Here is a 25521-nt window from a genome sequence, read left to right on the forward strand (position 1 = left end):
GTCTTGCTAAGAAGCCCGCAGGATGCAAGTCCTGCGGGCTTCTTTCTTGCGAGCGGTGAGACGGTCGTTGGACTTTATGCGCCGTGTGGCTTCCTCGCAGCAGATGAAGGTACCGAGCGGGCTGGCATTGACCGCGGTGTGAAGGTCTTGTTTGGTGATGCCCAGGAAGGAGTGCATGGGGGCGATGCCCGCGGCGCACACCATGACGTCGATCCGTGCCTCGGCGGAAAGCGAAGCCGCGATGGCCGGGCGGTCCCGGATGTCCGCAGCATGGGCGATGGCATCCCAGCCTTCGCCTTGTAGCGATGCGGCAGCTTTCCAGATCGCGTCCGGGTTCTGGTCGAGAAGTGCGACGCGAAAGCCGTCTTCGGCCAGGCCGATGCCCGAAGCGGCTCCGGTGACGAAGGCGGTTTCCTTGGCGGAGCCAGATGCTTGGCTAGGGTTCATGGGCGCTTCTTACTCAGGTGATGGGATGTGAGGCGTGGCCGCTATTGGGGCTGATACCCGCTGTCCTTGATGAGCTTGCCCCAGGTCTGTGCGTAGGTCTGCTCGCGCTGCCGCATTTGCTCGGGATTCAGGTACTGGGGGATCAGGCCGAGGCTCACCATCCGCTCGCGTACCTCGGGCCTGGCAAGCACCTTCTGCATGGCTTGCGAGAATGCCGCCGCTTCATCGGGGGGTATGCCCTGCGGCGCATAGATTGCGTAGAACGGGCTTTCCTCGAAGCCGGGGACTCCCAGTTCCGAGAAGGTAGGGGTGTCGGGTACGCCGGCATGCCGTTGCCTGCCGGACACCGCCAGAACGTTGATCTTGCCTGCCTTCTGCGATTCCAGCACATCGTTGAGCGACGAGATGCCGGCCAGAATCTGGTTGCCCATGATGTCGCCGAGCATGGGCGCAGCCCCCTTGTAGGGTACAGGGGTCAGGTCAAGGGTGTTCCTGGCGCCGATGGCGATGGTCATGAATTCAGGCAGAGAAGCTGGCGCAGGGATGCCCACGCTGCCTTTGCCTGCTTGCTTGTCGTGAACCCAGCGAATGTACTCGGCGTAGCTTTTGACGGGCGTGCCGGCGCCAGTAAAGAGCGCGGAGACATAGATGGCTACGCCAGCCACCGGCGTGAAGTCCCTGGAGGTATTGAAGCCCGGCTGCTTCATCACCAGGGGAATGATGGAGATGGTGTGGTCATTGGTGAAGAAAAGGGTGCTTCCATCCTTGGGCGCGGCCTTGAGCGCCTGCGCGGCCACCTGGCCGCCTGCGCCTGGCCGGTTTTCCACGATCACGGACCGGTGCAGTTCTTCCCTGAGCTTGTCGGCCAGATAGCGGGCCACGACATCGGTGCCGCCGCCCGGTGAGAATCCGACGAGCAGTTTGATGGGCTTCGTCTTGTTGCCTTCGCGCGCGAGCGCGATGGGGCTGGACAGGGCAAGGGTGGCGGCAAATGCGCTTGCAAGAAGCGTGCAGGCGGCACGTCGCATGCAGGTGTTGCGGGCAGGTGTCATGGACGGGCTCCTCTGTGTGCGGTGAATTCATTCCTGATCGAAGATGCGGCCAGCGTTCAGCCGCCCGGCGGGGTCAAGGGCGCGCTTGAGTGCGCGCATCAGCTCGATTTCCTGGGGGCTCCGGCTGATGGCCAGGTATGGCTTCTTCGAGATGCCGATACCGTGTTCTCCCGAGACGGAGCCGCCCAGCCGGCCTGCGGATCGATGCACCAGGTCTTCGATCTTCTGTTTCATCTGCGGCTGGTCCGCGGGATAGCCGACGACCAGGTGCAGGTTTCCATCGCCGAGATGCCCATAGGTCTGCGTGCGGTGCAGGCCGTGCGCGCGCAGTTGCGAGTGGACGTCTTCGAGCCACGCAGGCATCGCGGTGATGGGCAGGCTGATGTCGAAGCCGGCGAATGGCGCTGCTGCGGCCGCAGCTTCGCCGGATGACTCCCGGATGCTCCACAGGCGCCGGGCGTCTTGTTCGGAGCGGGCGATCACCGCGTCCGAGCCGGCGGCGAGCTCAAGAAACTCACCCAGTGCCTCGACGAACAACGGTTCGTCCGTCTCGGCATCCTGGCCCATGGCTTCGATGAGTACGAGGTTGCTGCCAGGATCGGCGAATGGCGTTCCTCCCACCTGCAGTTCGGCCGTCACCATGTCGTAGAAGTCGCGCCACATTGCCTCGAAGCTTGTCAGGCGTGCGCCCAACCGCCTTCTGCAGTGGTTGAGCAGCTCCACCATCTGCTCGAAGCTCTGCACGCTGACGATGGCGGTCTGGCGCGAGATCGGCTGAGGCTGCAGCGCGAACACCAGCCGCGTGATGACGCCCAGCGTTCCCTCGCTGCCGATGAACAGGTGCTTGAGGTCGTATCCGGCGTTGTCCTTGAGTGCCTTGCCAAGGTGGCTGATGACCTGCCCATCCGCAAGCACGGCTTCCAGGCCGATGATGGATTGGCGTGCCATGCCGTAGCGCAGGACCCGGTTGCCCCCGGCATTCGTTGCGGCGATGCCTCCCACATGGCAGGAGCCCTTGCTGCCTATATCGATGGGAAGCAGCAGGCCGCGTGCGGCCGCGGCTTCCTGGGCCTCCTGCAGCTTCACGCCGGCCTGGACGGTCATGGTCTGGCTGGCCACATCGATGTCCTCGATGGCGTTCAGCCGGTCAAGCGACAGGATGATCTCTCCGGGCCGGGCCAATGCTCCATCCACCAGGCCGGTCATTCCGCCTTGCACAGCGATCGGCAGCCCCAGCGCATGCGTGGCCCGCATGGCTGCCGCAAGGTGTTCCGGCGTGCGCGGGCGCAGTACGGCAAGCGGAGCGGCGCCGCGCTTGCCACGCCAGTCGCTGCCGGCGTATGCCGGTATGGCATCTTCGATGGCCAGCAGCGACGCATCGGATAGCGGCGCCAGCGCGGCGGCCAGGGATGTCAGTCGCTGGTCTGTTCTGGCAGTGATTGAGGAGGCGTTGCTTGCAAATGGCATGGCGGTGTTTCCTGGTGGAGGGTGTTGTCGCGGCGCTTGCGCCAGGCGTTGGCGGGCTCAGGGGGCGATGGCCGCATAGACCACCGTTTCCATGCGCATGCCTGGCGCAACCAGGCCTCGCACGGCGACGCTGGAGCGGTTGGGGTAGGGTGCTTCGAAGAACTCGCGGTAGACGCGGTCGATGGCAGGCATGTCTCGCTCATCCGTCATGTAGATCAGCACCTGGGCCACATCGCTCATCCTGCCCCCGGCCGCCGCGACGGCCCGGCGGACGTTTTCCAGCGTCAGGCGGGCCTGCTGCTCGATGGGGCCGGTGTCGAGCGTGCCGTCGCTGCGCACCGGGCCATGCGTGGTGAACAGGAGCCCGCCAGCTTTCACGGCCCAGGAACATGGCTGGCCGATGGAGGGCAGGCCGGTATCGACGATTTGCTTCATGGTGCGGATGCCTCCAGGATGCGTGCCAGGCGCTGGTACCAGGAGGCCTGGGGTGCGCGCAAGGTGGTATGGGTGGAGAAGTGGTCCAGGCCTGCTTCAACGGAAAGCGAGCATGGCGTGCCGGCTTGCGACAGCCTGTGCGCAAGCTCCTGGTTGGAGCGCTGCACGCGTTCGCTGTCCCGCTCGCCGTAGCTCAGGTGCATGGGAACGGTGCTGCCCATGCTCCAGTGGACCGGGCTCATGACCACATCGTCGCCGGGCTCGCTCAGCACCATGGTGTAGACACGCTGCTCCAGGCTGCCTTCCTCTGGGGCCGGATGGTGCAGGTCCATGATGCCGCTGATGGGCAGGCAGGCACGGATGGCGCCAGCCGGGATGCCTGCCTGCCGGATGTCGGCATGCCGCAGGGCGACCAGGGCCGCAAGATGGCCGCCGGCGGAGTGCCCAGCGAGGTGGAGGCGATGGACGCAGCCGCCGAAGGACGGTGCGTTGTCGAACACATGGCGCAGCGCGGCAAGCCCGTCTTCGTAGGCCGCAGGCAGCCTGTCCCGTGGCGCAAGCCGGTAGGAGGGGGCGATCAGGATGCAGCCCAGCTCCGCCACCAGCGGCGCCATGAAGCTGACGTAGCCGCGGTAGCCGTTGGTCCAGCCACCGCCATGCCAGAAGACCAGAACTGGTGCGTCCTGGGCATTTTTCGGACCGAAAACGTCGTAGCGGTGCAGCGGGTGCCGGCCGTAGGGGACGCCAAGGCGCACGTCGAGTCCGTCGGTCGGCAGTTCCCGGGCCAGGGCCATGACCTGGCGCGCATAGGCCTCGGCCTGGGGAAAGGGCAATGGCATCTGGTGATCGGGGTCTGCCAGCAGCCACTGTGCATCGGTCGGACGGCCGTTGCCCGCAAGGTGTTGAGCCTGCATGGATTCAATTTTCATTGGCGATACAGAAGGGGGCGAAGTGCTCGATGGAGTCGGCGAGCGCATGGGTGGGTTGCCATGCCAGCTCGCGCGCCGCAGCGGATATATCCGACGCGGCACGGCGCACATGTGCAAAGCCGGCAAAGCCGCCTTGCGGCGCGACCCGCATGTCCACCCGCAGGGCGGGGTGGCAGCGGCGCACGCCGGCCACGAAGTCCTCGAAGCCGTGCAGCCGGCCCAGGCCGATGTGGTAGATGCCCTGCGCCGGATCTTCGGCATCCAGGGCCGCGACGTTGGCATGCGCGCAGTCGCGCGCGTCGATGAATTCCTCCCCTCCCTGCCAGACGAGGTAGGGGTCGTCGATGACGGAGACCTCGCCCCGGGCGGCGGGCCCGGCCAGCGATGAGAGCACGCGCGCCGGCACCGATGTGCCGGGGCCGCTCCAGGCACTGATCACTGCGGCATAACGCAGCGATACGGTATTCACGCCGTACAGGTCGCGGTACAGCAGCGCCAGATGTTCCGCCGCCACCTTGGTGGCCGCGTAGATGGAGCCCGGGCGATGGCGGATCGATTTCAGGCTGAAGTCCTCTGGCAGGCTGTCGCCTTCGAAGTCGCCGAACACGGGGTAGCCGACGGTCGTGGAGCTGGCGATGACGACCCTCTCCAGCCGGTGCTGCCGGGCGATTTCGAGCAGGTGGGCCGTGCCCATGACATTGACTTCCACGCCCTTGACCGGGTCCTGGCGGATGGCGGTGGACAGCAGGGCCGCAGTGTGGACGATACGGCGTACGCCGTGGCTTTCGACAAGCCGGGTCAGCCGGGCGAAATCCGTGACGTCGGCGACTTCGATGCGGACCCGGGGATCGTCGACGATGGTGGCGATGGCCGCGAGGGCCGGAGCCACGTCGGCCAGGAGCACGGATTCTCCGCGCTGCGCCAGCAGACGGGCCGTGTGGCAGCCGATCACGCCGGCGCCGGTAACAAGCGTTGTCATGGTGTTCCTCAGTTTGCCTGGATGCCGAACTCCTTGACGATCTGCCGGTAGCGCCGGTAGTCGTTCTGCACCACCTGGCCCAGCACGGCGGCATCGCCGCCAACGGGCGCCAGGGCAATCGTCTCCATGCGTGCTCTCACATCGGGCATCTTGAGGATCGCATCGCAGTGCTGGTTGAGCAGCCTGACCAGATCCGGTGGCATGCCCTTGGGGCCCATCAGTGCCTGCCAGGCGCCGACCTCGGCGCCCGCATAGCCCAGCTCGGCAAGCGTGGGCACCTGGGGCAGGAAGGGTGAGCGCTTCGCGTCCGCGACCGCAAGCGGCACCAGCTTGCCGGCCTTGATGTACTGGGCCACTGGCCCCAGGGTGGTGTACATCATGGGCAGTTGGCCGCCCACGAGGTCTGCCACGGCGGGCACGCTGCCGCGGTAGGGAACCTGGGTGATCTTCACTCCGGTGGCCTTGTCGAACAGCTCGCCCAGGATGTGCATGGGCGAGCCGTTGCCGGGGCTGGCATACGAGGTGATCTTGCCGGTCTTCACGCTGGCAAGCAGCTCCTTCACGGAGGAGACGCCCGAAGCTGCCGTGGCCACGACGAACAGCGACTGGCTGCCCAACTGCGAGATGGCGGTGAGGTCGCGCACCGGGTCCACCTGGGCGCCCGCCACGCCCTTGAGCACGTGGGGCGTGATCGTGATGGTGTTCGGCGCCAGCAGCAGGGTATAGCCGTCGGGGACTGCCTTCGAGACATAGGCGGTGCCGATGGTGCCAGCCGCGCCGGTGCGGTTCTCGACAATCACCGGCTGGCCAAGTCGGGCACCCAGCTTTTCTCCGATCAGGCGGGCCAGCACGTCGGTGTCGCCGCCAGCGGGATAGGCCACCACCAGGGTGATGGGCTTGTGCGGGTAGCGGTCGGCCGCGTGTGATGGCGCGGTGCCAGACAGAAGGCCGAGGGCCGTGGTGCATGCGGCCGCGATGAAGGCGCGCCGGCGATGATGGTTCATGGTGGGTATTCCTATGGTGATTGCAATGCCGGGGTACGAAGCTGGCCTAGAAGGCGTGCCGGATTCCGAAGTTGAAGGCGCGGGAGCCCAGGCCCTGCTCCGTGGCGTTGCCCACGCGGTAGAAGCCTGTTTTTGACGTTGCGGGGGCGTTGTTGTCTATCCGTGCGATCGAGGTGTAGAGCGTGGTGCGCTTCGACAGAAAGTACATGTAGCCGACGGCCCATTGGCTGGCGTCGAAATTGGCGACCGTGCGGTCGTCCTTGCGGATGTACGAGGCCATGAATTTGCCCGGCCCATAGGGCACGCTGATGCCGAGCAGCATGTCGCGTGAATCCTGGTTCACGATGCCGAAGACGGCCGAGCCCTTGTTCACCACATAGTTGAAGTGGGCCATGGCGAATCCGAAGTCATAGGTCGCGCCGAGAAAGGTCAGCCGGCCGGCCTTGCCGGTCGCATCGTTGACGCTGTGGTAGCCCAGCTTGGCATAGGCAGGGCCTGCCACATAGTCTAGGGCGCCTCCGTACTGCCGCTTGGCGCCGGAGTCGCCGGCGACTTCGCCAAACCCGTAGACCGCGTCGGCCATCAGGCCGTTGGCTGCCTTGTAGGTATAGCGCAGCGTATTGTCCATGCGGTTGTTGCCGCCCGCGCCGCCTGCGCTGATGAGGTTGGCGGAGTCGCCCGCCAGACCCGTGACGAATGGGTCGGTCTCGGTCTGGATCAACGCCACGGGCGTGTACTGGCGACCCAGCGTGATGGAGCCGAAGTTGCCATGGATGCCGACTGTGGCTTGGCGGCCGAATGCCAGGCCGCCCTGGGCCAAGCCGCCTGTATCGGCGAGCAGGCCCATTTCAAGCGCGTAGAACGCCGACAGCCCGCCTCCCAGGTCTTCATTGCCTCTGAAACCCAGCCGGGAGCCCGAGGCGACGCCGCTGGTCAGCCTGCTGGCGCTGGTGCCATTCGGGCCGCCGCTCTCGCGGACAAAGCCGAGATCGACGACTCCGTAAACCGTGGAGCTGCTTTGAGCCATACTGGGCGCGCTGGGAATCAAGGCCAGGCCGGCGGTGAGCGACGCCATGAATACGTGCGACAGCAGTGGGAACATCTTGTTCTGCTGTGTCTTGGGTGGGGCAGGATAATGGAGATTCATATTTCATGAAATATTTTTAATTTCATGAAATTTAAGGTGTTTAATGAAATCTAATATAAGGACAAGCTCTCGTACATCTATGCAGGAAAATGCAGTAGCAGATGAAAAAAGCGACGCCGGCTCAAGGACGGAGCGCGCCTACCAGCGCCTGAGAACAGAGATTCTTCGCGGGGAGTTGGCACCTGGGCAGCGCCTGAGGGCTGCAGACCTAGATGAGCGGTTTGGCCTGGGGCTGACGCCTATCCGCGAGGCGCTCGTACGTCTGGGTACTGAAGGGCTGGTGTTGGCGGAGTCAAACCGCGGTGCCCGGGTGCGGGGGATTTCATCGCAGGAGTTCGCAGACCTGATGAAGACCCGCCGCGACATCGAGCGCCTGTGCCTGGTCGAGTCCATTCGACGTGGCGATGCCCGATGGGAGGCCGAGGTGATAGCGTCGCTCCACATGTTGGCGCATGTGCCGCTGCCTGATCTCGGCGGCTCCGCAGCGATGTCTTCCGAGTGGGAGTCGCAGCACCGGCGCTTTCATGAGGCGCTGGTGGGCGCTTGCGGCTCCGAATGGCTGCTGCAGTTTTGGAACCAACTGGTCGATCACTCGGAGCGCTATCGCAAGATACGACTACATGGGCCGTTGGTTGCGCGCAATGTCCAGGCCGAGCACCAGGCCTTGCTCGATGCGGCATTGCGCCGCGATGCAGACGCTCTAGTCGCATTGATGGAGCAGCACTTGCTTGGTACCGAGCAGGCGGTCAATACCGCTATGGGGTGGTAGTTGTGAGGCCGGCATCGTTCGCCGTGTGTGGCAGGTCAGTGAGAATGGGTGTGCATGCCATAGCGAAGCTGATGCCTATCTCTGCGGAACTTCGAACAGATTGAGGAGTTCGTGGAAGTGGTCAAGGGGGCCATCTACGCTGGCAGGGCTCTGTAAGCTTCAGGATGCTGAAGCTTGGCGCAGCCGCTGCAGCGCCGCCTGGGTCTCGGCATCTGCCGGGAAGAAGGATTCGACGGCCAGCTCCTGCAGCGTCACGTCCACGGGCGTGCCGAAGATGGTGATGGTGCTGATGAAGCTCAGTGTGCCCAGATGGGTGTGCAATTCAAAGGGCACGGCGATGGGGCTGGGCAGAGGCGAGTCCTTGTCCTCGGCGAACGGATAGGCTGCGATTTCGTCATGAAGCGCCTGCAGCTCGTTGTCTGCCGTGGCGGCGATCTGCTGCTGCAGGCGGTGCAGCAAATGGGCACGCCACTGCGCGGAGTTGGCCAGGCGTGGGCCCAGTCCCTCGGAGTGTAGGCTCAGGCGCAGCACATTCACGGGTGGCTCCAGCAGCCAGGGCGCCACACCGTCCAGCAGCAGCGGCACGATGGCATTGGCCGCCACCAGGTTCCAGTGTCTATCCACGGCCAGGGCCGGGCTGGGCTCGTGGCCCTTGAGTACCAGCTCTACTGCCTGGCGCGCGGCGGCCAGATCGGGGTGGTCCAGGGGACGGGCCTGGTACATGGGGGCAAAGCCCGCAGCCACCAGCAATGCATTGCGCTCGCGCAGCGGCACCGACAGGCGCTCGGCCAGCCGCAGCACCATCTCGCGGCTGGGCTGTGCACGGCCTGTTTCCACATAGCTCAGGTGACGCGTCGAGATCTCGGCCTCCAGTGCCAGCCCCTGCTGGCTCAGCCGGCGATGCTGGCGCCAATGGCGCAGGTGCTCGCCGAACGGCGCGCGTGCGCCGGGCGGCATATGAGCGGCATGAAAAGAAGAGGGGGCGGTGCTGGAGTTCATGCCCGCATCGTAGTGGCAGGCCGGACAGCAGGCCATGACCTGCGAGGTTATCGACGCTGTGCGAGCGGATGGCAATCATGGGCCCCAGCAGCCGGCACAGGGCCGGCCGCAAGAACTTGCTCTCAGAACAGGAGTCTTCCATGTCCCTCTTTGCTTCTCCCCGATTTCTGCGTCTTGTGATGTGGGCCGATGCGGCCTCCTGCGCCGCCACGGGCGCGCTGCAACTGGCCTTGCAGCGGCCGCTGGCCGATCTGACGGGGCTGCCGCCTTTCCTGCTGACGGCAACAGGTCTTTTCTTGCTGGCCTATGCATCGGCCGCCGCCTGGATGGCGCGTCGCGAGCCCCTGCCGCGCACGCTGATCGGTCTCGTGGCGGTTGGCAATCTGGGCTGGGCGCTGGGCTGCGCGGTCCTGGTGTTTGGCTCCGGGCTGGCGCTCAGTGCCTGGGGTCTGGCCTGGGTGGCGGCACAGGCCGTCGTGGTGCTGGTCCTGGCCGATCTGCAGTGGGCAGGGCTGCGTGCCACGCGCCATGCGGCCCGGCAGGAGGCTCAGCTCGCGCTTTGAGTGATGCAAAAAAAGGATAGCGGCTAGCGCCTGTCATTCATTGAAAGCAGGCTGATTCACTGCTGAAAACATGGGTTGGAAGGCGCTATAAGCTATGCTTTTTGTTATATCCGCCATGCGCCGGGGCGGATAAGCGGGCCGGGGGAGGCAGAGATAATTCCGTACAGCATAAAATTCACGGTTGCGCCGCGCTGGCGCACTCTTCGCAACCATGGGTTCCCTCGCCCCCATCGACCAAAAAGGACTGTCATGACATCCGCTCATGCCGTGCAGACGCAAGCGTCGCGCGTGCCGTTTTATCTCTCCGTTCTCGTGGCGTTCCATATCGCCCTGGTCATCGCCAGCAACTACCTGGTGCAGCTGCCCATTACGCTGCTGGGCTTTCACAGCACCTGGGGCGCCTTCAGCTTTCCGTTCATCTTTCTGGCCACCGATCTGACCGTGCGCCTGATCGGCAAGACCGCGGCGCGACGCGTCATCATGCGTGCCATGCTGCCCGCGCTCGTGGTGTCCTATGTGGTGGGCGTGCTGTTCCACGAGGGCCGCTTCAATGGCTGGGAAGCACTGCAAAGCTTCAACGGCTTTGTGTTCCGCATTGCACTGGCCAGTTTTGCCGCCTATGTGCTGGGCCAGTTGCTGGACATTCAGGTCTTCGACCGCATCCGCCAGAAAAGCCATTCCTGGTGGCTGGCTCCGGCGGCTGCGTCGGTGTTCGGCCAGGTGCTGGACACCGCAGCCTTTTTCTCGATCGCCTTCTGGCATAGCTCCGATGCCTTCATGGCGGCCAACTGGGTGGAAATCGCCATGGTCGACTATGTCATCAAGCTGGGTGTGAGTCTGCTGCTGTTTGTTCCCGCCTATGGCGTAGTGCTGGCGGCCATTGTGCGCAGCATGAAGGTGCAGGTCGCGCCTGCAGCGGCGATGCGCTGAGGATGCGGCGTGCAGGGCAGGCCCGGGTGCAGGGGCCTGCCCGACATGTGCATCTGCTTTGCCAGGTCTTGCTGGCAGCTGCAGCTTGTGCCTGGTTGGAGACGAAGAGCGGCAGTCCCGTATGACATCCGGTGATGGCCGAGTCGCCCCGGGGGCTCTGACTTGTCGTTTGTCAACGAGTCAATGGGATGCCACAAGGGCGTGAATTTTGGTAGAGCCTCGTTCCAGAAGATGGGGTCGGGCGAGCCTTGCAAGATCGACAATCCGGCACAAGGCCGCTCTGCCGCCACTGGTGATGACTATGGTTTCCGAACTCGTCCCAAGTCCATGAAAAAGGCCGTCTATCAAGGACGGCCTCGGTATTTTTCCGCGCTGCGTTGCAGGGCTCAGGTCTGGCTTTGCAGATAGTTCTGCAGTCCGATCTTGTCGATCAGTCCCAGCTGCTTTTCCAGCCAGTAGGCGTGGTCTTCCTCGGTATCGTGCAACTGGGCCAGCAGGATGTCGCGGCTTACATAGTCGCGGTGCTGCTCGCACAGCGCCACGCCTTGCTGCAGGCCGGCACGGACTTCGTATTCGGTATCCAGGTCCTTGCGCAACATCTCGGGAACGGTCTCACCGGGCGTGAATTCCTTGGGGCGCATGTCGGGGCGGCCGCCCAGCATCAGAATGCGGCGCAGCAGTGCGTCGGCGTGCTGGGTTTCTTCCTGCATCTCGTGGTCCAGGCGCGTGAAGAGCTTGGCGAACCCCTGGTCTTCATAGATGCGCGAGTGGGCGAAATACTGGTCGCGCGCCGCGAGCTCGCCGCGAAGCAGGTCCTTGAGGTAGTCGACGACTTCGGGATGGCCTTGCATAGTTGTTGTTCTCGGTGAGTTTTCGAAGCCTGAAGTATCCCGCGACTGGCTTCGGGAATCAAAGGCAGCTATCAATTCCCGAGCGTACGCGCTCTGGATGCGGGCTGTAAGCAGATGCATTCGCATTGCTTGGTGCGTATCGAGGCTGATCGGGTTCGTTCGATTCCTCGCAAGGGATGGTGATAACACCCAGCACTTTTGGTCAGCATGGACCGATCAACGGTAAAGCAGGGACAGCACTTGGCGCACTTGGCAAGCCTCCGCAGAGGCTAGCCCTGCCCACAGGGCAGGATGCAGGGCCGCACGAGTTGGAACTGGCTGCGATGATGCCTCGAAAATCGAGTGCCCAGCTTGCCTTCCTCAATCGCCTGGGGTTCTCGGATCGTACAGTCAGGCCGAGACTGCTTCATTGCAAGGGAAACGCTCGGCCCAGTGACGAGCCAAATCAATACGGCGGCACACCCACACCTTGTCGTGCTTCTGGATGTGGTCGAGGAAGCGCTGCAGCGCTGTAATCCGGCCGGGACGGCCCAGCAGTCGGCAGTGCATGCCGATGCTCATCATCTTGGGGGCGTTGTCGCCGCTGGCATTGCCCTCGGCGTACAGGACATCGAATGTGTCCTTCATGTACTGGAAGAACGGATCGGCATGCGAGTAACCCTGGGGCAGGGCAAAGCGCATATCGTTCACGTCCAGCGTGTAGGGAACGATGAGCTGGTTGTGCGTCGTGCCGTCGCTCTTGGCGACCTTCATCCAGAAGGGCAGGTCGTCGCCGTAGTAATCGCTGTCGTAGGTAAAGCGACCAGCATCGGCCACGATGCGGTGGCTGTTGGGGCTGTCGCGGCCGGTGTACCAGCCCAGGCCGTGGTCGCCGCCCGCGCCGTACAGCTCTTCAAAAATGTCCACGCATTGCAGCATGTGGGCGCGCTCGATCTCTTCGGGCACGTTCTGGTAGTGAATCCACTTCAGGCCGTGGCAGGCCACCTCGTGACCGAGCTCGTCGAAGGCCTGGGCCAGCTCGCGATGCTTTTGCAGCGCCGTGCCCACGCCGAACACGGTCAGCGGCAGGCCGCGCTTCTCGAACTCTTTCAGAATGCGCCAGACGCCGGCACGCGAGCCGTATTCATAGATGCCGTCCATGCTCATGTGACGGGCCGGGTAGCTGGCGGGATTGAACATCTCCGACAGAAACTGCTCGCTGCCGGGGTCGCCATGCAGGATATGGTTCTCACCGCCTTCTTCGTAGTTCAGCACGAACTGAACAGCCACGCGGGCTTTGCCGGGCCATTCGGGATGGGGCGTGTTGCGGCCGTAGCCAATCAGGTCGCGTGGGTAGGAGGCGGTGGAATCGTAAGTCATAGGGATACGGATGAAAGTGCCATCGACAAATCGTGCGTTGGCAAAGTACGGTTAAAGGACAGACCTTCTTCCATGTGATCGAGGTGCAGCTGCATCAACTGCACCGCATGTTCGGCATCGCCCGCAGCCAGTGCGGTCACGATGTCGGCATGTTCTTCGTGCGAATGCTCGGCCGCTGATGCAGACTGGTACACCAGGGTGATCAATGCGCAGCGGGAAATCAGCTCGCCCAGCAGCTGAGCCAGCACCTCGTTGCCCATGAGCTCGGCCATGCGCACGTGGAAGTCGCCCAGCAGTTCGGTGCGCTGGCCCACGTCATTGGCTTCCATGGCCTTCCTTTCGGCAGCCACATGCGCTTTGAGCTCCAACAAGCGGGAGGGTGTCTGCTGCGCGGCAAAATTGCGCACCATTTCGGCTTCGAGCATGCGACGCACAGCAAAGACCTGGCGCGCTTCTTCAACCGAGGGCGTGGCCACAAAGGCACCGCGCGTGGGCTCGAGCTTGATCAGCCGGTTCTGTGATGCATGAAACAAAGCCTGGCGAACCAGAGTGCGGGAAACACCAAAATGATTGGCCAGCTTCTGTTCCGACAACTTGGTGCCGGGCATCAGTCGATGTTCAACAATTGCTTTGGTCAGACTTTCTGCAATGGACCAGGTGAGTGAGGTTTCCATTGCTTCATCATAAATCTTGAACTCAACACTTGTATACAACATTGATTGAGGAAAAGCTAGGTGTTCTCCCTTAAGGTGTGCCGGACGTTTCTTGAGGCAACCGCAGGAGAAGAAAGACGAATAGCCCACTAGGCATATTTAACTTACGCTCCTTCTTCAGTCAGCTCCGTCACATGTTCTCTGGAGCGCAATATTTATCACCTGCCATTGCGGGCATGGTCGAATTTATTGACTCTTCCTATCCTCAACTTCGTAACAGCTCGGTCGCATAAAATCAATTTAATGAGTACTCCAGTCATCACCAAAACCAAGATCGCCGAGCGTCTCATAGAGTCGATCCTGACAGCCAAGCTTCGTCCGGGAGAGAAACTGGGTGAACAAGACATTGCGGACTTGTTTCAGGTCAGCCGCACCCTGGTCCGCGAGGCCTTGATGCACCTTCAGACCAGGGGATTTGTGGAAGTCCGCTCCAGGGTTGGCTGGTATGTTGCAGAGCCTTCGTTTGAGGAAGCTCAGGAAACCTATGCAGCGAGGCGCGTCGTTGAGCCGGGCATGCTGCGTGATGCTGGTCAACCCTTGCAGGCAACACTGAAACGCCTGCGCAAGCACATCGCCGAAGAGCGCAAAGCCATTGCCTGTGGGGACGCAGAAGCTCGCAGCTGGCTGCTGGCCGACTTTCATATTTGCCTGGCAGAGTGTCTGGGCAATCGGTTCCTGACTTCTATGATGGTCGATCTCTCGGCACGAACAACTCTGATTTCAGATCTATACCAATCGAAGACCGAGGCCAGAGTCTTCAATGACGATCACGCCGCCATTGTTGAGGCGCTGGCGGCTGGAGACAATCTGCGGGCTGAACAATTAATGATTGCTCACATCGATGCATTGGCATCGCGCCTTGATGAAAGCCTGATCGGTCGTCGCGGAGCACGCAACCGACTCCGCTCCATTCTGGCTCCTGAAGATTCGTCTTCAGCCAAATAGGCGTTTCAAAGCCGATGGGAGTCCTTGGCGGGATCCAGCCTGGTTGAGCCGCTCGGCCGCTTTGCCGATCTCGAGCTCCCAACACTTTGCGTCGAGTCAATATTGAGTTGAGGCTTGAAGCGCTTGTCCCTACCAGGGGGCGATTGAGCTCGCCATCTGTGCCGGTGATGACTTACGCGTTCGCTGATCGTGCCCGGCAGCATTCATCAAGGAGCCGCCTCGGTCCATGGTGATCATGGCACCGGCGCTACGCCAGTTCCTCGACCAGGACTTGGAATGGCTCGCGTTGCAGATAGACGCCGGAACGGTTTCAATCAGGACCATGAAACCACATGGATAGCCATCGCATCGTGGAATGGTCTTCCAGCAAGAATTGCCAATGCCACCGATCGCAACAAAGCGCTGGTCTCCGCATTGCCCGCCGAATGGACTATTCATCTATTTCAACTGCTGCCGCCCTTGGTGAATGCAGCTATCACTGTCCTGCCCGGTATCGCAACTGATCTCAAAGCCATGGGAGCATCAGCGCCGATTGCTCGTTGGCGAGCAATATTGCTGCGATGGACGCGGGCTGAATGCCGGCTTTGCAACAACTGACCAGTGACTACTGGTACTCATTCCGGTGTGTGACTTCGAGAGTACTTTCTATAGCCCCTTGATACGCACAGCAACCTGGCTTTGCTCAGCGCGGATCGTGGAGAGGTTCATAGATGGGTATCTACGCAAAACAGCCATGATCAAAGTGTAGGTTTCAGCACCTCGCCCAGGGCAGAAATGCACGCCAGGGCTTGCTGCGCCTGCTACTGACCGTTTGTCCTCCCATCTGAGGACTCCATCGAACGAATATCTCTGGCCGATAGAACCAGGGTTCCTACTAGCATCTTGAATTCATGTCTTGTATACATTGCATGCATGTCAGCGATGTGTTCAAAGCATTTCTGGACAAGCTTGCTGAAGCAGTGGACATGAGGCAGATTTGATTCGCTTCATAAGCATCACAGCTCTTCAGCAGCGAAAACATGGCTGCAGGCCTGCGTCGCCCGTAGCCGCTAATAACGGTAGACAAGCATGACCCGCTCAGCCGAAATGAGGTCATGGCAAAGGGGCTCCATGGAGCACCCTGATGGAAGGCGGCATATGAACAACCTAGTACTGGACACCCATGGTGAGTCACTAACCTCGGGGGCCAACACCACCAGCCCAAAGCGAGATAAAGGCTTGCCGGCCGGAGTTTCTCCGGCGCTGTACAACCACGATCTGGCACCTACCTCGAAAGAGGGGCGTACCTGGGGGAGCTACAGCCTGTTCACTCTTTGGGCCAACGATGTACACAGCCTCGGCAACTACGCGTTTGCCATCGGTCTTTTCACACTTGGGCTGGGAGGACACCAGATTCTGATGGCGCTTCTGCTGGGGGCGGCATTTCTGTTCGTGCTGCTGTCCCTCTCGGGCTTTATGGGGACCCGTACAGGGATTCCCTTTCCGGTGATGAGCCGCATCAGCTTTGGTACACGCGGTGCGCAGATCCCAGCATTGATCCGCGGCGGAGTCGCCATTGCCTGGTTCGGCATTCAAACCTACCTGGCATCGATGGTTCTTGACGTGATGCTGATCACGCTGTTTCCCGGCTTGCAGTCGCTGAAAGAGCAAGTCGTGCTGGGCCTGCCATTGCTGGGCTGGATCAGCTTTTCCATCCTATGGGTTGTGCAGGTTCTCATTGCCTGCTGGGGCATGGAGAGCATCCGAAAGTACGAGGCCTTTGCCGGGCCTGTAATTCTGTTGACTTTCATTGCCCTGGCAGGATGGATCTTCTACAGCGCCAAATGGACTCTGCACTGGTCTGCCCCATTTGCAAGCAGTGGCGGAGCCATGTGGCTGCAGATTCTGGGCGCTGCATCGCTATGGGTGGCGATCTACGGCACCTTCGTGCTGAACTTCTGTGATTTCACACGCGCAGCCACCTCAAGCAGCGCCGTGGTGAAAGGCAATTTCTGGGGCATTCCGATCAATATGCTGATCTTCGGCTTGATCGTGGTCATCCTGACAGGCGGCCAGCTTGCCATCGACGGCACGCTGATTCAAAGCCCGACCGACATCGTCCAGAACATTCCCAATAAGCCGCTGTTGATGTTGGCCAGTCTTTCGCTGCTGATTTTGACCATCGCCGTGAACCTGATGGCCAATTTCGTGGCTCCTGCCCTGGCGCTGGCCAACCTCATGCCCAGGCATCTGAACTTCCGCCGGGCAGCTCTTGTCAGCGCGGTTCTCGGTTTCGTGATCCTGCCCTGGAATCTCTACAACTCTCCGCTGGTCATCGTCTACTTCCTGGGAGGGCTGGGTTCATTTCTGGGACCGCTGTTCGGCATCGTGATGGCCGACTACTGGCTGATCCGCAAACAGCGCGTGAACGTTCCGGCGCTCTATACACACGACCCTGCAGGCCCCTATCACTACCGCAATGGCATCAACCCCAAGGCAATTCAGGCCCTGATTCCGTCATCCCTGATCTCGCTGCTCTTTGCATTCCTGCCGACGTTGCAATCGCTGTCCCAGTTCTCCTGGTTCATCGCAGCCGGACTGGGTGCCTTGTTCTATTGGATGGTTGCACCGAAAGGTCTCACCTACGAAGACCAGGATGGCGAAGCCATTTCCGTAGCCTCCGCCAAACACTGAGAAGGAAAGTTGAAAATCATGCGCATTTTGATCGTGAACGTGAACACCACTGAGTCGATGACCCATGCCATTGGCATGCAAGCTCGGAAGGTTGCTGCGCCTGGAACAGAGATAGTCGCGCTGACCCCGCGCTTTGGTGCCGAATCGGTCGAGGGGAATTTTGAGAGCTATCTTGCCGCGGTCGGCGTCATGGACGCCGTGATGAGCTATGGACAACCCTTTGATGCAGTCATTCAAGCCGGCTACGGTGAACATGGCCGCGAGGGCCTGCAGGAGTTGCTGGACGTTCCCGTGGTGGACATCACCGAGGCAGCGGCCACCGCGGCCATGTTCCTGGGCCACAAATACTCGGTGGTCACGACGCTGGATCGAGCTGTGCCATTGATCGAGGATCGACTCAAGCTTGCCGGCCTGGACGAGCGCTGTGCATCGGTTCGCGCCAGCGGCATGGCTGTGCTGGAGTTGGAAACTCAACCCGAGCGCGCGGTCGAAGCGATTGTTCGTCAAGCCAGCCTTGCCGTCAGCGAAGACCATGCGGAAGTCATTTGCCTCGGCTGTGGAGGCATGGCTGAACTGGATGCCAGGATCCGTGAACTGACCGGTGTACCAGTGGTCGATGGAGTAGCCGCGGCCGTAACCATTGCCGAGTCGCTCGTGCGCCTGGGCCTGAGCACTTCCAAGGTCCGTACCTACGCTCCGCCCCGAGCCAAGCGCGTGACCGGCTTCCCATTCACTAGCCAAGTGGCAGGATGAATTGCCCGGAGTTGTGTAAATCGTCCTGGCCTCTTATTTCCATGCCAATAAGCGTTCCTTGTGAGCAGCCAATGCTATTTCGAAGAATTCGGCGGTGAAGCGTTGAAGCAGATCCGGGCAGGCCTGCCGGTCAGCGATGATCAGTCCTGACTTGGCCTCATAGTTCCGTCACGGCCTGCTGCAGGCAGTCCAGCAATGCCTGCACCAGCGGATTGGCCGGTGTACGCCGCCACATGGCCAGCATCTCTGATGATGGGTGCGAGCCTTTGAGCGGGCGGAACACCAGGCGCGGCATGCCCACGCGTGTCAGCGCCTGGGGTACCAGTGCCACGCCCTGACCCAGCGAAACCAGCGAGATCACCGACAGCCAGTGCCGTACCTCGTGGCGTACTTCGGGTGCAAAGCCATGGGCCAGGCACATCTCGTAGATGCGCTGGTGATAGGTAGGCGAGACCAGGCTGGAGAACAGAATCAGACGGTCGTTTTTGAGTTCGGCCAGATCGATGGCGGCGCTGGCCTGCAGCGGGTGGCGGTCGGGTAGGCAGACCACGAAAGGCTCTTCCATCAGCAGCCGGCTGGCAATTCCTTCGGGCGGCTGTATGGAGTGGACCAGGGCCATGTCCAGCCGCATTTGCTGCAGGTCCAGGATTTGCTCTGCGCTGTTGGCCTCAAGCATGTCCACGCGCACCAGGGGGTGGTCGTGCTGGAACTGTTCCAGCGCCTGTGGCAAGCCGCGGTACAGGCTCGACCCCACGAAGCCCAGGCGCAGATGGCCGCGCGTGCCCTGGGCCACGTCGCGCGTTTCCTGTGCGGCCTGCTGACTCAGAGCCAATAGCTGGCGTGCCTTGTCCAGCAAATGTTCACCGGCCGCAGTCAGCCGTACGCCCTTGCTGCTGCGCTCGAACAACTGGGCCTGCAGTTCCTGCTCCAGCTGCTTGATGGCCACGGACAGCGGGGGCTGGGAGATCGACAGCCGCTGCGCCGCACGGCTGAAATGAAGCTCTTCGGCGAGGGTGACGAAGTAGTGCAGCAACCTCAGTTCCATGATTTATTGATATTTAAAAAGTATTGAGAAAGATTTTAATAATATTTGACGTGAATATATGAGGGTGCTGAAATTCGTGGCAGTCCTTGCCTCAATTGCTGGCTTTGTGTGCGGTACATACCGCCTGAATTCGTCATGGCCGAACCCAGAGACGGCAAGCAAGGTAAGCCCTGTAGCGAGGTTGTCGTCCTCTTTCCGATGAGAGGGGGCTCAGCTCATCAGGGATATTCGAATTCAGCAGGAGACGTTCATGTCCGCCAACGATAAGAGCCAGGTGCATGCCGTGGCCCAGGCTGTCCGCGCTGCAGCCCATCCCGTGCCTGATCGCCACAGTGCCAATTTCTACGCCACCGATCCTGAGTTGCAGTCGCTGCTGGCGCTTTATCTGCCAGCCGATCTGCTGGCCCATCTGCAGCCCTATCTGCAGCGCATGGGTGAGCTGGCCGGTGGGCGCATCGACGAGCTGGCCGGCGTTGCCGACAGGAATCCGCCCACGCTTGAGCACCGCAGCCGCGCGGGCCAGGACAGCCAGCGCATCATCAAGCATCCAGCCTATGAAGAGCTTGAGCGCATCGCCTACGGTGAGTTCGGTCTGCAAGCCATTTCGCACCGGGAAGACATGCTGGGCTGGAGCGGCAAGATGCCGCCCATCGTCAAGTACGCACTGACCTTTCTGTTCGTGCAGTCCGAGTTCGGCCTGTGCTGCCCGTTGTCCATGACCGATTCGCTGACGCGCACGCTCAAGAAGTACGGTACCCCCGAGCTGGTGGACAAGTATTTGCCTCAGCTGCTCTCACTGGATTGGGAGAACCAGGCCCAGGGCGCGATGTTCATGACCGAGCAGGCCGCAGGCTCGGACATCGCGGGCACGCTGACTCTGGCCGCCCCGCAGGCCGACGGCTCATGGCTTCTCACCGGCGACAAGTGGTTCTGCTCCAACCCCGATGCCGAGTTCGCCATGGTGCTGGCTCGTGTGGAGGGCGGGGCGCCGGGCATGAAGGGCATCTCGCTGTTTCTGCTGCCGCGTTCCCTGGACGATGGCAGCACCAACCGTTACCGCATCATCCGTCTCAAGGACAAGCTGGGCACCAAGTCCATGGCCAGCGGCGAGATCCGCATGGACGGCGCCGTGGCCTATCTCGTGGGCCAGCAAGGCCGGGGCTTTGTGCAGATGGCCGACATGGTCAACAACTCGCGCTTGTCCAACGGTGTGCGTTCCGCCGGCATGATGCGCCGTGCTGTGGCCGAGGCCGAATTCATCGCCCATGAACGCATTGCCTTTGGCAAGCGCCTGGAGCAGATGCCGCTGATGCAGCGCCAGCTCGACAAGCTGCGCGTGCCCGCCGAGCAGGCGCGCACCATGGTGTTCCAGACCGCGCAGACGCTGATGCGCTCCGACGCGGGCCAGCCGGATGCCTATGCGCTGCTGCGCATTCTGACGCCGCTGATCAAGTTCCGCGCCTGCCGCGATGCACGCAAGGTCACTGGTGATGCGATGGAAGTGCGCGGCGGTTGTGGCTATATCGAGGAGTGGAGCGATCCGCGTCTGGTGCGCGATGCCCACCTGGGCTCCATCTGGGAAGGTACAAGCAATATCGTGGCGCTGGACGTGATCCGCGCCATCAAGCGCGAAGGTTCGTTGCCTGTGCTGCAGCAGTATCTACATGGCTTGCTCGATCATGCCAGTCTGGTGCCCGGTTACCGCCAGGCGCTGGAAGATGCATTGGCCCGCGCCGGCACCCTGGCCGACAGGGCTGCTCAGGACGGTGGCGAAGTGCTGGCCCGCCAGGCCGCCACAGCTCTCTACAACTGCACCACGGCCATCGCCATGGCTTGGGAAGCCGCACAGACCGGCTCGGCCGAGCGCCTGCGCCTGTCGCAACTGGTGCTGCTGCACCGTGTGCTGCCGCGCGATCCGCTGGACGATGCGGCTGCCGTGCCGGCGCAGTGGCTGGAGTGATTGCCGGCGGCCTTGAAATAAGTAGAAGAAACGGCTGAAACGCTTCGTGAAAAAGGTGTTATCGGCTCTCGGATTATTTCTGCAAGGAGACAAGTATGCGCAATCACGCAAGAGAGCGCCGACGGCTGCTGGCCGCAGCCTCGGGAGCAGTGCTGTTGGCGGCAGCCCATTCGGCCGCGCAGGCTCAGAGCGAATCCTATCCGGCTCGGCCGATTCGCCTGGTGGTTCCCTATGGTGCCGGCGGACCGACGGACGCGCATTTGCGGGTGGTGGCACAGCAAGCCTCGCAGCTGCTGGGGCAACTGGTGGTCATAGAGAACAAGCCAGGCGCCAACGGCACGTTTGGTGCGGTGGAGCTGGCGCGGGCTCAGCCGGATGGCTACACCCTGGCGGTGCTGCCTGCCAGTGTCTATCGCGAACCGTATCTGAACCGGGTGAGCTTCGACCCCTTGAAGCTGAGCTACGTGATCGGCATGACCGACTACACCTTCGGGCTGGCTGTGCGCAGGGATGCACCGTGGAAGAGCTGGAAGGAGTTTGCCGAAGATGCGAGCAGGCGTCCCGGCCAGATCTCCGTCGGTGCGGCCGGTCCGGTGCAAACGCCCAGCATCGTACTGAGCGAGCTGGTGCAGTCCACGGGCCTGCAGCTCAATCGCGTGCCCTACAAGGGAGATTCGGAGCAGGCCAGCGATCTGCTGGGCGGCCACATCGATGCGGGCGTGCTCTCCGGCGTAGCCTCCCAGCATATCCAGTCGGGCCGATTGCGCTACCTGGCAATGTTCACGTCCAGCCGTGTTCCGCAGTTCCCCCAAGTGCCCACTTTGAGAGAGCTGGGCGTGGACGCAGTGATCGAGTCGCCCTATGGCATTGCCGCCCCTGCCGGCCTGGCGCCAGCGCGGTTGCGCATCATTCATGACGCCTTCAAGGCGGCGCTGGAGTCGGCACAGGGGCGCAAGATCCTCGAACAACTCAATCAGCCGCTGAACTACCGCAGCCCGCAAGAGTTCGAGCAGTACGCGAGGAGCGCCTACGCACGCGAGAAGACGCGCATGGAGCGCTTCAAGGCCGTTGCCGGCGGCACCCCGCAGTGATTTTGCCGGTTCATCGGCAACACCCTTCCAAGGAGACAGACATGCATAAAGCCAGACGCGCAGCGCTGGGCCTGATGGCATCCGCCGCCCTGTCGGCGGCACTGCCCGCGCTTGCCCAGGAGAAGTATCCGACACGCCCCATCACGTTCATCGTGCCGTTTCCGCCCGGCGGCCCTACCGATGCCATGGCACGCATTCTGGCGACCGAGCTGACCAAGGAGCTGGGCCAGAGCGTGATCGTGGAGAACAAGGCCGGCGCCGGCGGCAATATCGGAGCGGACTTCGTGGCACGTGCCAAGCCTGACGGCTATACGTTGATGTTCGGTACTTCGGGTCCGCTGGCCATCAACAAGCCGCTGTACAAGTCCATCAGCTACGACCCGCGCACCAGCTTCACGCCCATCATCTACGTGGGCTATCTGCCCAATGTGCTGGTGGTTCGGCCGGACTTGGGCGTCAGCAACGTCAAGGAGCTGATCGCGCTGGAAAAGAGCAAGCCCGGCAAGCTCAATTTCGCGTCTTCGGGCAATGGCGCTTCATCCCATCTGGCGGGTGTGCTGTTCAACGGCCTGGCCGGCACCCAGCTGCAGCATGTGCCCTACAGGGGCACGGGGCCGGCGCTTAACGACTTGCTGGCCGGTCAGGTGGACATGACTTTCACCGACATCCTCACGGCCATGCCCTATATCAAGGCCGGCAAGGTCAAGGCCCTTGGCGTGGCCACGGCCAAACGTTCCAGTGCCATGCCCCAGATCCCCACGATCGCCGAGCAGGGTCTGGCAGGCTATGACGTGAGCGTGTTCTTCGGCGTGGTCGGCCCCAAGAGCATGCCAGTGGAGCGGGTTGAGCTGCTCAATCAGGCCTATGCCAAGGCGCTGGATTCCGAGAATGTGAAGAAAGCCTTTGCGGCTCAGGGCCTGGAGCGCGGCGCGGATGCCCAGCCCGCCTATCTGGCCGGCTTCGTGAAGAGCGAGCTCGACAAATGGAGCGAGGTGGTGCAAAAGGCCGGCGTGAAGCTTGACTGATGACGCTGTCGCTTGGGCGCAAGCGTAGGCATGCCATCGAAGGGTGGACGTGTTAGAACTTTTCGAAACGTCTCGCCTTGGCCGAGAGGAGGACACTGTTTCGCACTGCCTGCCACTGCCCGAGAGCCCATGCAAGGCATGAGTCGGGGTATTTCAACTATCCATAGCCATGACATCTTCAACTTCCCTTCTGCTCGCCCAACTGCAGTCCGTTGCTGCCGAGTTCGTGGAGATCCGCCGCAGCATCCATGCCCATCCCGAACTGGCTTTCGAAGAGACGCGCACCAGCGACATGGTGGCCGATTCCCTGGCTCGTTGGGGTTATGCGGTGCACCGCGGCCTGGGCGTGACCGGCGTGGTCGGCGTGCTCAAAAAGGGCTCGGGCAGCAAGTCGCTGGGCATACGCGCGGACATGGATGCCTTGCCTATCCATGAAAGAACAGGCCTGGACTACGCCAGCCGCCTGCCCGGGAAAATGCATGCCTGCGGCCATGACGGACATACAGCCATCCTGCTGTGCGCGGCAAAGTACGTCGCCGAGAAGCTCGATTTCAACGGTACGCTGAACCTGATCTTCCAGCCGGCCGAGGAGAACGAAGGCGGTGCCATGCGCATGGTGGACGAGGGGCTGTTCGAGCTGTTTCCCTGCGACGAGATCTATGCGCTTCACAACGCACCTGGCCTGCCCGTGGGCCGGATGGCCATCAGCCAGGGACCGGCCATGGCATCGTTCGACCGCGTGACCGTTACGCTGCGCGGGCGCAGTGCTCATGGCGCCATGCCGCACCACGGCATAGACAGCATGCAGTGCGCGGCCAGCATAGTGCTGGGTCTGCAGTCCATCATCACGCGCGAGATCGATGCCCAGCAGGCGGCCGTGATCACGGTGGGTTCCATCCAGGCCGGCGAGGTTTTCAACATCGTGCCTGAAAGCGCCGTGCTCAAGATCGGCGTGCGGGCCCTGCACCCGGACGTGCGCAGCTGGGTGGAAAAGCGCATCAAGGCCTTCGTGCAGGCCCAGGCCGAGAGCTATCAGCTCAGCTGCGATATCGACTACGTGCACAAGTACCCGGTGCTCGTGAATTGCGCCGCCCAGACCGAATATGCGCGGCAGGTGGCCATACGCCTGCTGGGCGAGGACAAGGTGGGCGAGCGCACGCCGACCATGGGCAGCGAAGACTTTGCCTACATGCTGCAAAAGCGCCCCGGCGCCTATATCCGGCTGGGCAACGGCGTAGGCGAGGACGGAGGCTGCATGGTGCACAACCCGCTGTACGACTTCAACGACAAGGCCCTGCCCATAGGCGCGGCCTTCTGGACGCACTTGGTGCAAAGCTATCTGGCCTGAGCGGTCGCACCCTGAACGGGAGAGAAGAGATGAACACATGGAACCGCCGCGGCTTTATGCGGCACACGCTGTGGCAGACGGCTGCCCTGGCGGCAGGTTCGAGCTGGGTCCGGGCTGCAGAAAGATTTCCTGCCAAGCCACTGATTCTCATGGTGCCTTTTCCCGCAGGCGGGGCCAGCGATGTGGCGGCGCGCATCTTTGCCGAATCCATAGGCCGCAGCATCAGGCAGCAGGTGGTGGTGGAGAACCTGGGCGGCGGCACGGGCATGATTGCCGCAGCCAAGGTGCTCAACGCGCCTGCAGACGGCTATATGTTCTTCCATGGTTCGGCCAACGAGATCTTCCTGGCACCCATGCTCAATACGGCAGCGCGCTACAAGCCGGGGGACTTCACGCTGGCCGCTCCCACGACGGAGTCGCCCATAGTGCTCATGGTCAAGAGCGGGTTACCGGTCAACAGCTATGACGAGTTCATCGAATATGCACGCGCCAGCAAGAACGGCCCGCTGACCTATGGCACGGTGGGTGTGGACTCCATGTACAACCTCATGGGCGATGCTCTTGCAGCCAGACTGAGGCTGCCGTTTTTGCATGTGCCCTACAAGGGCGGCGCGCCGGCCCTGCAGGACCTGGCAGGAGGGCAGGTGGACTTCGCCATCCTGCCTTATCAGGCAAGCTTTGAAGGCATGGCCAAGCAGGGACGGCTGAAGATTCTGACCAGCTTTTCCAAGGTATTGCCCAAGGAGCTGACCCATGTTCCGCTGATATCGCAAAGCCGCCTCAGCCCGGATTTTGAATACACCGTCAGTGCGGGCTATTTTGTGAAGAGGGGCACCTCCGCGGACCGGGTCGCCGCGCTGCGCAGCGCCATAGGGCAGGCGCTGGTGAATCCGGAAATCCGCGCCAAGCTGGAACTGGAGGGCAAGCACCTGCGCCAGCCTGTTGCCTCGCAGCTAGAGGCGGACCAGAGCTTCCATGCCATCCATCAGCGCCTGAGCGCGCTGGTGCGCAGCGTGGGCCGAAAGCCTCTGGCCTGA

At 62.1% G+C, this 25521-nt stretch carries 25 protein-coding genes and 1 pseudogene; 13 read left to right on the forward strand and 13 right to left on the reverse strand.

Features of this window, described 5'->3' with window-relative positions; all coding sequences use genetic code 11:
- Positions 1–6 precede the first annotated feature (6 nt).
- Genes CSE6_RS18005 through CSE6_RS18040 form a run of 8 tightly spaced genes read right to left on the reverse strand, consistent with a single transcriptional unit; the run spans position 7 to position 7415 of the window.
- Positions 7–447 carry an SDR family NAD(P)-dependent oxidoreductase gene (locus tag CSE6_RS18005; RefSeq protein ID WP_059441150.1) on the reverse strand — a complete coding sequence of 147 codons (441 nt, stop codon included), beginning with the start codon at positions 445–447 and terminating at the stop codon, positions 7–9.
- A 41-nt stretch (positions 448–488) separates the two neighbouring features.
- Positions 489–1499, reverse strand: coding sequence for a Bug family tripartite tricarboxylate transporter substrate binding protein (locus CSE6_RS18010; RefSeq protein WP_080745915.1), 1011 nt, complete (start codon positions 1497–1499; stop codon positions 489–491).
- Between the two features lie 27 nt (positions 1500–1526).
- Positions 1527–2966 (reverse strand): FAD-binding oxidoreductase, encoded by a 1440-nt coding sequence (locus CSE6_RS18015; RefSeq protein ID WP_059441151.1) that lies wholly within the window; start codon positions 2964–2966, stop codon positions 1527–1529.
- 57 nt (positions 2967–3023) lie between these two features.
- Complete coding sequence (locus CSE6_RS18020) at positions 3024–3401, reverse strand: RidA family protein (RefSeq protein WP_059441152.1); 378 nt, start codon at positions 3399–3401, stop codon at positions 3024–3026.
- Positions 3398–4315: an alpha/beta hydrolase gene (locus CSE6_RS18025; RefSeq protein WP_059441153.1), complete on the reverse strand. Its 918-nt coding sequence runs from the start codon at positions 4313–4315 to the stop codon at positions 3398–3400. Before CSE6_RS18025 ends, CSE6_RS18020 begins: the two co-directional genes overlap by 4 nt.
- A gap of 4 nt (positions 4316–4319) precedes the next feature.
- Positions 4320–5309, reverse strand: coding sequence for an NAD(P)-dependent oxidoreductase (locus CSE6_RS18030; protein ID WP_059441154.1), 990 nt, complete (start codon positions 5307–5309; stop codon positions 4320–4322).
- A gap of 8 nt (positions 5310–5317) precedes the next feature.
- Positions 5318–6313, reverse strand: a complete 996-nt coding sequence (locus CSE6_RS18035) for a tripartite tricarboxylate transporter substrate binding protein (protein WP_034407098.1) — start codon at positions 6311–6313, stop codon at positions 5318–5320.
- 46 nt (positions 6314–6359) lie between these two features.
- On the reverse strand, positions 6360–7415 hold the full coding sequence (locus tag CSE6_RS18040; protein WP_238585736.1) for a porin: 1056 nt from the start codon (positions 7413–7415) through the stop codon (positions 6360–6362).
- Between the two features lie 124 nt (positions 7416–7539).
- On the opposite strand from CSE6_RS18040, the pseudogene CSE6_RS26820 reads away from it, so the two are divergent.
- Positions 7540–7761: pseudogene (locus CSE6_RS26820) on the forward strand (GntR family transcriptional regulator); the annotation flags it as partial.
- Positions 7762–7806: 45 nt separating this feature from the next.
- The gene (locus CSE6_RS26510) at positions 7807–8229 is read left to right on the forward strand and encodes an FCD domain-containing protein (RefSeq protein WP_012839244.1); all 423 of its coding nucleotides are present in this window, start codon (positions 7807–7809) and stop codon (positions 8227–8229) included.
- A gap of 159 nt (positions 8230–8388) precedes the next feature.
- Here the strand turns inward: CSE6_RS26510 and CSE6_RS18050 are convergent, their stop codons facing one another.
- Positions 8389–9228: a helix-turn-helix domain-containing protein gene (locus tag CSE6_RS18050; protein ID WP_059441182.1), complete on the reverse strand. Its 840-nt coding sequence runs from the start codon at positions 9226–9228 to the stop codon at positions 8389–8391.
- Between the two features lie 140 nt (positions 9229–9368).
- On the opposite strand from CSE6_RS18050, the gene CSE6_RS18055 reads away from it, so the two are divergent.
- Entirely contained in the window at positions 9369–9791 is a 423-nt protein-coding gene (locus tag CSE6_RS18055) for a hypothetical protein (RefSeq protein WP_059441181.1), read from the forward strand.
- Positions 9792–10040: 249 nt separating this feature from the next.
- The gene (locus CSE6_RS18060) at positions 10041–10721 is read left to right on the forward strand and encodes a 7-cyano-7-deazaguanine/7-aminomethyl-7-deazaguanine transporter (RefSeq protein ID WP_034380684.1); all 681 of its coding nucleotides are present in this window, start codon (positions 10041–10043) and stop codon (positions 10719–10721) included.
- A 386-nt stretch (positions 10722–11107) separates the two neighbouring features.
- Here the strand turns inward: CSE6_RS18060 and bfr are convergent, their stop codons facing one another.
- The 3 genes from bfr to CSE6_RS18075 form a co-directional block, all read right to left on the reverse strand.
- Positions 11108–11572: a bacterioferritin gene (gene bfr / locus CSE6_RS18065; RefSeq protein ID WP_003063542.1), complete on the reverse strand. Its 465-nt coding sequence runs from the start codon at positions 11570–11572 to the stop codon at positions 11108–11110.
- Positions 11573–11962: 390 nt separating this feature from the next.
- Positions 11963–12931: an allantoinase PuuE gene (gene puuE, locus CSE6_RS18070; RefSeq protein ID WP_059441155.1), complete on the reverse strand. Its 969-nt coding sequence runs from the start codon at positions 12929–12931 to the stop codon at positions 11963–11965.
- Positions 12928–13605, reverse strand: a complete 678-nt coding sequence (locus CSE6_RS18075) for a GntR family transcriptional regulator (RefSeq protein WP_059441156.1) — start codon at positions 13603–13605, stop codon at positions 12928–12930. Before CSE6_RS18075 ends, puuE begins: the two co-directional genes overlap by 4 nt.
- Positions 13606–13887: 282 nt before the next feature.
- Between CSE6_RS18075 and CSE6_RS18080 the strand changes: the two genes are divergently transcribed.
- From CSE6_RS18080 to CSE6_RS18090, 4 genes are all read left to right on the forward strand, one after another.
- Positions 13888–14589, forward strand: coding sequence for a GntR family transcriptional regulator (locus tag CSE6_RS18080; protein WP_003063980.1), 702 nt, complete (start codon positions 13888–13890; stop codon positions 14587–14589).
- A 276-nt stretch (positions 14590–14865) separates the two neighbouring features.
- Positions 14866–15186 carry a hypothetical protein gene (locus tag CSE6_RS26160; RefSeq protein WP_193751144.1) on the forward strand — a complete coding sequence of 107 codons (321 nt, stop codon included), beginning with the start codon at positions 14866–14868 and terminating at the stop codon, positions 15184–15186.
- A 540-nt stretch (positions 15187–15726) separates the two neighbouring features.
- Positions 15727–17262 (forward strand): NCS1 family nucleobase:cation symporter-1, encoded by a 1536-nt coding sequence (locus CSE6_RS18085; protein ID WP_034378444.1) that lies wholly within the window; start codon positions 15727–15729, stop codon positions 17260–17262.
- 18 nt (positions 17263–17280) lie between these two features.
- Positions 17281–18015 (forward strand): aspartate/glutamate racemase family protein, encoded by a 735-nt coding sequence (locus CSE6_RS18090; RefSeq protein WP_003063973.1) that lies wholly within the window; start codon positions 17281–17283, stop codon positions 18013–18015.
- 157 nt (positions 18016–18172) lie between these two features.
- Here the strand turns inward: CSE6_RS18090 and CSE6_RS18095 are convergent, their stop codons facing one another.
- Positions 18173–19060, reverse strand: a complete 888-nt coding sequence (locus CSE6_RS18095) for a LysR family transcriptional regulator (RefSeq protein ID WP_059441157.1) — start codon at positions 19058–19060, stop codon at positions 18173–18175.
- 250 nt (positions 19061–19310) lie between these two features.
- Between CSE6_RS18095 and CSE6_RS18100 the strand changes: the two genes are divergently transcribed.
- The 5 genes from CSE6_RS18100 to CSE6_RS18120 all read left to right on the forward strand — a co-directional run bounded on the left by CSE6_RS18100 (position 19311) and on the right by CSE6_RS18120 (position 25521).
- A complete protein-coding gene (locus CSE6_RS18100) occupies positions 19311–21020 on the forward strand; it encodes an acyl-CoA dehydrogenase family protein (protein ID WP_059441158.1) in 1710 nt (569 codons plus the stop codon).
- A 95-nt stretch (positions 21021–21115) separates the two neighbouring features.
- The gene (locus CSE6_RS18105; RefSeq protein ID WP_059441159.1) at positions 21116–22111 is read left to right on the forward strand and encodes a tripartite tricarboxylate transporter substrate binding protein; all 996 of its coding nucleotides are present in this window, start codon (positions 21116–21118) and stop codon (positions 22109–22111) included.
- Between the two features lie 41 nt (positions 22112–22152).
- Complete coding sequence (locus tag CSE6_RS18110; RefSeq protein WP_059441160.1) at positions 22153–23136, forward strand: tripartite tricarboxylate transporter substrate binding protein; 984 nt, start codon at positions 22153–22155, stop codon at positions 23134–23136.
- 169 nt (positions 23137–23305) lie between these two features.
- Complete coding sequence (locus CSE6_RS18115) at positions 23306–24484, forward strand: M20 aminoacylase family protein (protein ID WP_059441161.1); 1179 nt, start codon at positions 23306–23308, stop codon at positions 24482–24484.
- Between the two features lie 29 nt (positions 24485–24513).
- Entirely contained in the window at positions 24514–25521 is a 1008-nt protein-coding gene (locus tag CSE6_RS18120) for a tripartite tricarboxylate transporter substrate binding protein (protein WP_059441162.1), read from the forward strand.

It is taken from the genome of Comamonas sp. E6, assembly GCF_001010305.1.
Taxonomy (GTDB): Bacteria; Pseudomonadota; Gammaproteobacteria; order Burkholderiales; family Burkholderiaceae_C; genus Comamonas; species Comamonas thiooxydans.